General features: G+C 40.6%; 4 protein-coding genes and 1 pseudogene. All 5 read right to left on the reverse strand.

Annotated elements, in window-relative coordinates; translation table 11 throughout:
* A pseudogene (locus BBG47_RS27320) lies at positions 1-334 on the reverse strand (bifunctional glutamate--cysteine ligase GshA/glutathione synthetase GshB); the annotation flags it as partial.
* Between the two features lie 421 nt (positions 335-755).
* Positions 756-1013, reverse strand: a complete 258-nt coding sequence (locus tag BBG47_RS27330) for a hypothetical protein (protein ID WP_065294369.1) — start codon at positions 1011-1013, stop codon at positions 756-758.
* Between the two features lie 176 nt (positions 1014-1189).
* Positions 1190-1324, reverse strand: a complete 135-nt coding sequence (locus tag BBG47_RS31160; protein ID WP_302621977.1) for a hypothetical protein — start codon at positions 1322-1324, stop codon at positions 1190-1192.
* Positions 1321-2727 (reverse strand): sensor histidine kinase, encoded by a 1407-nt coding sequence (locus BBG47_RS27335; protein WP_065294370.1) that lies wholly within the window; start codon positions 2725-2727, stop codon positions 1321-1323. Before BBG47_RS27335 ends, BBG47_RS31160 begins: the two co-directional genes overlap by 4 nt.
* Positions 2724-3431, reverse strand: coding sequence for a response regulator transcription factor (locus BBG47_RS27340; protein ID WP_065294371.1), 708 nt, complete (start codon positions 3429-3431; stop codon positions 2724-2726). Before BBG47_RS27340 ends, BBG47_RS27335 begins: the two co-directional genes overlap by 4 nt.
* Positions 3432-3691: the final 260 nt, after the last annotated feature.

Below are 3691 nucleotides of genomic sequence, written 5' to 3' on the forward strand. Positions count from 1 at the left end.
CGAGAATTTTCTCATCCGCCTTACGGTTCTCCCCCTTGTAAGGATAGCAATGAATATGAATGGCGGGGTTAAAGTCGATTTCAATAATACTGTAATTAGAATCGGATTCTTCAGATGTGATATCATCAATCATCATATCTACCCCACAGAAAGTTGCACCTGCAGCCTTCGCTGATTCAATGGCTAATTTCTGATAGCTCTCCGGAATTTCCTCAGTAAAGTCAAGACTGTCTCCACCTGTACTGATATTGGAGTTTCCCCGTAAATAGACAACTTGCCCTAAAAAAGGGATCCCGCTCCATTGATGATTATGATTGTTTAAGATCTGATTCACGATCGATCCACTCACGAATTTTAAAGTACAGGACACAATTTTATGTATTGCATCATCCTCACTCCTGTAACACTTTGTCACAGATTGTCTATCTTTGACTATATGAAATGTAAATTACAAGAGAAAACCGTTGGCCGTTTATGAAAAAGAAGTTCCTTCAGAATAAAGAAGGAACTTCTAGCTATATTGTAAAACTCATTCTTTGTCCAAAGATGATTATGAACAGCTAAATATTGTTCCAAGTTAATCAGAAGATCGACGAGCTCGCGTTTGGAATACTTCATATACCGCCTTCTAACGCAATCAACGTCTCGATCCGGACAAATCCTTGAATGTATGATTCTGCTCTTTCTAGAGCCATTTGTGAAGCCCTACGTGGCATTCAGTTCTTGGACGTACAGTACTCAGCAAAGTATATACGCTAAATCGATCCCTTGCCTCTTCCTTGCATCATTGAGTTTTTCTGCATCATTCCCTGAGAGTTAGAATTTGCCCCTCTCTGATGACAATTGTTGTACATTTGTTCCAATTCTGAGTCATTTAAATTTGGATGCATTTCTTTCATGAAAGGAAGCATGTCTTTAATGGTACCTGGATTCACATCTGCCGCATAGACAGCAGATCCGATTCCAAGAGTCAGAACAGTTGCACCAACTATCGCTATGAACTTGTTTTTCATGTTGTCACCTCCTGATGAATTGCTTAAATCATACTCTTCAAATATGTTGAAACTGTGTAGATTGGTGTGGATCCAAAAAGCGACTCCTCATTGAAGTCACTTTCTATTTCGTTTATGCTTTTTTAATCGAATTATTCGGTATATGAGATAAATGACAAAACCTAAAACAACTATCCCTATGCATGTCGTCCGTTTGAAAGAAGCTTTTCTACTATGAAAGTATCTCCTTGATAATACATAGCCGAAACGGTTAAACACACCAGGCCAATCGTCACAAAGAATGCGGCGATCAACCAGTCGACTTTTTTCATATCGACTCCTCCTGTATCGTCGGGAGGGCAAACTGAACCGTAAAACAAGTACCAATCCCCTTCTTACTGGTAACCTGAATGTTTCCTCCCTGCAGCTCCACTAATTTCTTTACAATGGATAGTCCGAGTCCCGTACCGCCAGTTTGTCGTGATCTGGACTTCTCTGCTCGATAGAAACGTTCAAAAATGTACGGAAGCTCCTCCTCTGGAATACCAATGCCTGAATCCTCTATGGAAACAGAGACCGTATCATGAGTGTGACTCGTATGGATTCGAATCGTACCCTGTTCTGTATAACGTATCGCATTTTCCAATAGATTGATCATGATCTGTTCCATTCGCATCCCATCCCCGCGGATTAGCGGAATTGAATCCGTCAGATGAACGCTAAGTGCTAGTCCTTTCTCCTTTGCTTTTAAAGTCACCCTATTAACGGCCTGATTTATAATGTCATTTATATCGACCCATTCGATGACAAGACTGACCTTACCTTCTTCCATCTTCGAAAGTTCAAACAGATCGTCAACCAGATGCTGAAGGCGAACGCCTTCCTGATAAATGATGTCTAGATAACTGTCCTTCTCTTCTTCTGTCTGATACAAATGGTTTTTCAACACACTGGCATATCCTTTAAGGTGCGTGATCGGAGTTCGGAGTTCATGAGATATATTAGCGAAAAACTCTTGCCGTGTATCTCGATATCGCTGTAAGTCGGTTGCTAAATTATTGATCGCCTCCGCCAAATCACCAATTTCATCTTTTCGTTGAATATCTAATCGGGTTTCTAACTCTCCAACGGCAATTTTCTTTGTCGCTTGCTGCATAAGAATTAGGGGCCGAGAAAAGAGGTGCGCCATAATCCACGTTATTCCGATTGCAAGTAAAAAGGCTCCTACTCCTGAAAGGAGCAGCAGATTTTGCACAGCAGCAAGAGACTTATCCATACTTAGGGTGGAGGCCATTACATAAATTGCTGAAGATACTTGATTATCGCGATAGATCGGTTGTCCAATCACCACATAACGATTGCCTAATGGATCCTGGTGTTCTAAGTTAATGGAATTTCCAGAGAAGATCTTCTTAATATCTTCTGGATCGATAAAAGATCGGTCTGAAGCACTGTGTTCACCTGTATGAAGCGTTATCTCGCCTTTAGAGTTGATATAAAACATACTCACATTTGAAAAATCTGCGAAGGTCATAATCATTTCCTCTGAGGAAGACTCCGTTGTTTCTGCCATCGAGATGAAATGAGAGGTCATCTCTGCGACCTCCGTTCTCATTTCCGAATGATAAAAGTTAGAGAACATCTGATAGATACTTACACCCAGAAAGGAGATGACGATAAAGAATACCGAAATGATGATTAAACCAAGTTTCACCCCAATTCTATTGTTCCTCATCTCGTTACTCCTTGGGCTGTAAATTTATATCCTACCCCCCACACGGTTTCAATGGGGTTGTAGCCAAGACCTACGCGTTGTAGTTTTTCTCGGATATTTTTTATATGGGTATCAACAGCACGAGTGTCACCGGTATATTCATAACCCCATAATCGTTCAACTAACTCTTCTCGTGAAAAAGACCGCTGCGTATTTTTCGCTAGATAAAGGAACAAATCAAACTCTTTGGGCGTAAAATCAATACTTTTTTCATGAATATGAACTTCGCGAGCTTCTGCGTTTATTTTCAGATTGTGAAATTCAATGATCGTATGCTGAAACTTCTGCGATTGGTTGATCATAGAACGCCTTAACAAGGAAAATACACGCGCCACTAACTCTTCGGGTTCAAAAGGCTTTGTTAAGTAATCATCAGCTCCAATGCCTAGTCCATGTACTTTATCCTTTGTATCAGAGCGAGCCGTGAGCATGAGGATAGGTATTGTTTCGGTTTCACGTATTGCTTTACAAACCTCCCAACCCTCCATTCCTGGCATCATGACATCCAAAATGACAAGATCAAATGCACTCTGCTTCATGATGGACAACGCCTCGTGACCAGATGAGGCTTCCTTAACCTCAAAGCCTTCCTTTAAGAGAAAAATGCGCAGCAAATTACGCATATTCCATTCGTCATCGACTACAAGCACCCGAATTTTTGACATGTCGCTCACCCGCTTCTTCAATCCTATTTCAAAAGTTAACTTTTTTATGATCTTTCAAAGTGTTATTCATCCTCGATTATGGTGTTAGTTCCCTTATGATTGCAATGTCTGTGTGCATGAACTTTATATCTGGATTTTAGATCCTGTTTGTGTAGAAACCATGTTGAAATCATGGAGTATAAAGTCTTGCATCTCGGCTATTCGTAATTATTTTCCACTTCCCCAAATAACAAGTCGAGAATTTTCTCATCCGCCTTACG

This window comes from Paenibacillus sp. KS1, assembly GCF_001680695.1.
In the GTDB taxonomy this organism is placed as follows: domain Bacteria; phylum Bacillota; class Bacilli; order Paenibacillales; family Paenibacillaceae; genus Paenibacillus_B; species Paenibacillus_B suaedae.

Excerpts from the sequence above, each read along its gene's own strand:
- BBG47_RS27335 (WP_065294370.1), bottom strand. The coding sequence starts at position 2,727 with ATGAGGAACAATAGAATTGGGGTGAAACTTGGTTTAATCATCATTTCG.
- BBG47_RS27340 (WP_065294371.1), bottom strand. The coding sequence starts at position 3,431 with ATGTCAAAAATTCGGGTGCTTGTAGTCGATGACGAATGGAATATGCGT.
- BBG47_RS31160 (WP_302621977.1), bottom strand. The coding sequence starts at position 1,324 with ATGAAAAAAGTCGACTGGTTGATCGCCGCATTCTTTGTGACGATTGGC.
- BBG47_RS27330 (WP_065294369.1), bottom strand. The coding sequence starts at position 1,013 with ATGAAAAACAAGTTCATAGCGATAGTTGGTGCAACTGTTCTGACTCTT.